Annotated in this window: 1 protein-coding gene and 2 pseudogenes; 2 read left to right on the forward strand and 1 reads right to left on the reverse strand. The window is 66.3% G+C overall.

Features of this window, described 5'->3' with window-relative positions; translation table 11 throughout:
* A pseudogene (locus APY03_RS38330) lies at nt 1-689 on the reverse strand (glutamine synthetase); the annotation flags it as partial.
* Between the two features lie 277 nt (nt 690-966).
* Here APY03_RS38330 and APY03_RS38335 point away from each other — a divergent pair.
* Nucleotides 967-3,315 (forward strand): thiamine pyrophosphate-dependent enzyme, encoded by a 2,349-nt coding sequence (locus APY03_RS38335; RefSeq protein ID WP_068685872.1) that lies wholly within the window; start codon nt 967-969, stop codon nt 3,313-3,315.
* A gap of 76 nt (nt 3,316-3,391) precedes the next feature.
* Nucleotides 3,392-4,204: pseudogene (locus APY03_RS38340) on the forward strand (indolepyruvate oxidoreductase subunit beta family protein); the annotation flags it as partial.
* Nucleotides 4,205-4,243 lie beyond the last annotated feature (39 nt).

Genomic DNA, 4,243 nt, shown 5'->3' on the forward strand with positions numbered 1-4,243 from the left:
ATGCTGCGCAGGGGCATCCCCAGGGCCAACAGGTGCTGGCGCACCTCGGCCATGATGGGCTCGACCTCGTCCAGGTGGTTCTCCAGCAGGTACGAATACCCTTTGGCCACCGGCATCACCTTGGGAGGCGCCGCAGGCGTTCCGGGGCCGCCAAGGGTTTCGGGCTCCAGGCAGGGATCGACGATGCGCGTCAGATACCACTCGACCTCGAGGCCGGCCTGGTAGTCGTAGCCCAGGTCCTGCATCTCGGCCAGCGCCTTTTTCAGGATGGCGCGCGGACTCAACGCGAACGGGCGCCCACTGGTCATGTAAAGGTCGGCCAGCATCCAGCCGGTGCGATCCGCCCAGGGCAGGATGCGAAACGTGGTGGGGTCCGGGACCATCACGACGTTCGGGCTGCCGGCCAGTTCGGCGCTGCCGAGGCCCCCGTCGGCAGAGAAAGGGTTGAATACGATGGCGCTGGCGGTATCGAAAAAGAACGGCGCCATCGTGATCTCCGAGCCGCTGGCGAATGCCGACTTGAGCGCGGCGACCGACAGCATTTTTCCGCGCAGCAGTCCGTACTGATCCGGCCAAGACAACCGAACCATCTGCAGCCCCGCTTTCTCAATTTTATTCAGGACGTCTGCTGCTGCGGCTTTCTGGGTATCCGACCAGATGCCGTGCTTTTCAATGAATTTCCCGCTCATCGCGTCTCCTAGGTTATTTGCGGCTAATTATATTAGTCGGCGATACTTGATGATCTAGGGGAAAACCCTTCAAATTCACCGTCTTTTTTTATTATCATAGATCAAAAATGATGCGTACATCCGGGAAAACACCAATCCCGCCGAGCGGGTTGCGGCCGGCATGGCACTTGATCGACCCAGAACGCTGCACCGGCTGAAGCGCACCGACTCGCGAAGCTTCACAAATGTCGCCTTCATCGGAAGGCTCGGAGCACCCGAAGCAAGACAGGAGAACACGATGGCAGAGCGATCATTCGTCGAGGAAGTCAAGAAGCTCAGGCTGGGCGAAGGCGAGGTGTTCCGCGGCGAAGGCATCCTGGCGGTGACCAAGGCGCTGCTGGAATCGGGCGTGGCCTACGTGGCCGGCTACCAGGGCTCGCCGATCTCGCACCTGATGGACGTGCTGGCCGACGCGCAGGACATCCTCGCCGACCACGGCATCCGCTTCGAGAACAGCGCCAGCGAGGCGACCGCCGCAGCCACGCTGGCGGCCTCCGTCAACTACCCGCTGCGCGGCGCCATCACCTTCAAAGCCACCGTCGGCACCAACGTCGCCTCCGATGCCCTGGCCAACCTGGCCTCCGGCGGCGTCACCGGTGGCGCGCTGATCATCGTGGGCGAGGACTACGGCGAGGGCTCATCGATCATGCAGGAGCGCAGCCACGCCTTTGCGATGAAGTCGCAGATGTGGCTGCTCGACCCCCGGCCCAACCTGCCCAGCATCGTCCAGTCGGTCAAGGACGGCTTCGAGCTGTCCGAGGCCAGCCACACGCCCGTGATGCTGCAGATGCGCATCCGCTCCTGCCACCTGCACGGGCATTTCATCTCCGGGGCCAACCGCCGGCCGGCCTTCACGGTCAAGGATGCCCTGGAGAACCCCGCGCGCGACGTCAACCGCATCGTGCTGCCGCCGGCCTCCTTCCTGCACGAGCGCGAGAAGATCGAGCAGCGCTGGCCCGCGGCCATCCGCTTCATCGAGGAGCGCTGCCTCAACGAATTCTTCGCGGAGGACATGGCCGATGTCGGGATCGCGCTGCAAGGCGGCGGCTACAACACCCTGATCCGTGCCCTGCAGAAGCTCGGTCTAGCGAACGTGCATGGCGACTCGAAGATCCCGCTGTACGTCATGAACGTGGCCTATCCGCTGGTGGACGCCGAATTCGAGCGATTCTGCCGTGGCAAGCGCGCCGTGCTGGTCGTCGAAGAAGGACAGCCGAACTTCGTCGAGCAGAACGTGGCCAACATCCTGCGGCAACTGGACATCGACACCAAGTTGCACGGCAAGGACGTGCTGCCGCTGGCAGGCGACTACAACACGGCCACGGTGCTCGCCGGCGTGCGCGCCTTCCTGGAGCGCTATGGTTTCGTCGAACCCCAGGCCCAGCCCGAACGGCGCCAGCGTCCCATCGGCATTCCCGTGATCGCGGTGCCCGCCGCACCGCCCGCAGCTCCGGCGCCGGCGATGCGCCAGCCAGCCCTGGCCTTCGCCGATGGCGACCTGGAGGACGATGCCCAGGACGATGGCGATGGCAACCGCATCCCCGTGGGCAGCCCCGTGGGCAGCATCATGGCGTACCAGCAAGGATGGCTTGCCGCAGCTGACGACCTCCCGCCGTTGAGCGAGACCGTGCATCCACGCCCTCCGGGCCTGTGCACCGGCTGCCCGGAGCGGCCGATCTTCACCGCCATCAAGCTGATCGAGCGCGAATTGGGCGCGCACCACATCAGCGCCGACATCGGCTGCCACCTGTTCTCCATCTTGCCGCCATTCAACCTGGGCAGCACGACCATGGGCTACGGTTTGGGCAGCGCCAGCTCGGCTGCCTTCACCGTCGCCCCGGGCAGCGCCCCAGCCGCCAAGCGGGCGATCTCGATCATGGGTGATGGCGGCTTCTGGCACAACGGCCTGACCTCCGGCATCGCCAACGCGGTTTTCAACCGCAGCGACAATCTGACCGTCATCGTCGACAACAACTACAGCTCGGCCACCGGCGGCCAGGACATTCCGTCCTCGCGCGCGCTCAATCCAACGCGCAGCACGGGCCACGAGATCGAGCGCGCCGTCAAGGGCGTGGGCGTCGACTGGGTGCGCACCATCAAGCGCACCTATGACCTGAAGGCCATGATGGCCACGCTGCGCGAGGCGCTGACCACGCCCGAGCAAGGCCCCAAGGTGCTCATCGCCCAGAGCGAATGCATGCTCAACCGGCAGCGCCGCGAGAAGAAGCAGGTGCGCCAGGCGCTCGCCGACGGCCAGCGCGTGGTGCGGGAACGCTTCGGCGTCGATCCCGACACCTGCACGGGCGACCATTCCTGCATCCGGCTGTCGGGCTGCCCCTCGCTCTCCATCCGAGACAACCCGGATCCGCTGCGCACCGACCCGGTGGCCATGGTCATCGACAGCTGCGTGGGCTGCGGCAACTGCGGCGAAGTCGCGCATGCAGCCGTGCTCTGTCCTTCGTTCTACCGCGCCCAGATCGTGAGCAACCCGACACGCTGGGACCGGCTGCTCCAGCGCGTGCGCACCGCCGTGATCGGCTGGCTGCAGCGCGGCGATGCCCGCCGCCGCGCCCGCTACGCCTTCTGAACGGCATGCCGCACCGCAAGCCGAGCCCCAACGCCGATGCACCAACCGTTCCACCTCTCTCGCTTCAACCAGAACCATGAGCCCCCGTGACCTTCCTCCAGCGACGCTGACCGAACCGATCAAGATCGCCGTCCTGGCGATGGGTGGCGAAGGCGGTGGCGTGCTTGCCGACTGGATCGTCGACCTCGGCGAAGCCAATGGCTGGTTCGCCCAGACCACCTCCGTGCCCGGAGTCGCGCAGCGCACCGGTGCGACGATCTACTACGTGGAATTGTTCCCTGGCGCCGACGTTCCAGGAGCGCGGGCGCCCGTGCTCGCCCAGGCGCCACTGCCCGGGGATGTGGACATCGTGCTGGCCTCCGAGCTCATGGAAGCCGGCCGGGCCGTCCAGCGGGGCTTCGTGACGTCGCACAACACGACGCTGATCACTTCCACGCACCGCGTCTACTCGATCGCCGAGAAATCGGCGATGGGTGACGGCCGGGTCGACAGCGCCGCTCTCCTGCGACAGGCCGGACGGGCGGCCAGGCGCTTCATCAGCTTCGACATGGCCGAGGCCGCCGAGCGCACCGGCAGCGTGCTCAGTGCGGTCCTGTTCGGCGCCCTGAGCGGCTCGGGGGTGCTGCCGTTCAGCTGCAAGCAGTTCGAAGAGACCATCGAACGCGGTGGTGTCGGTGTCAAGCCCAGCCTCAAGGCCTTCGACTTGGGCCAGGCCGAAGCGCGCAAGGCCGATACCGACGCGCCCCCATCCAAGCCGCGTGCGCCGCAGTCCGCCGCCGCCGATGTTCAGCCGAGCCACCCCGCCGTGGCCCGCCTGGTCGCGCGCGCACTCCAACTGCCCGCCAGCGTGCGCGGCACCGCCGTCGAGGGGGTCCGCCGTCTCGTGGACTAGGGGTCTCCTCGTTTTCAGTGCAATAAGTGACGGTAC

It is taken from the genome of Variovorax sp. WDL1 (genome assembly GCF_001541225.1).
GTDB lineage: Bacteria > Pseudomonadota > Gammaproteobacteria > Burkholderiales > Burkholderiaceae_C > Variovorax.

What these genes read in the sequence shown, in the direction of transcription:
- APY03_RS38335 (WP_068685872.1), top strand. Translation starts at nt 967, where the DNA reads ATGGCAGAGCGATCATTCGTCGAGGAAGTCAAGAAGCTCAGGCTGGGC.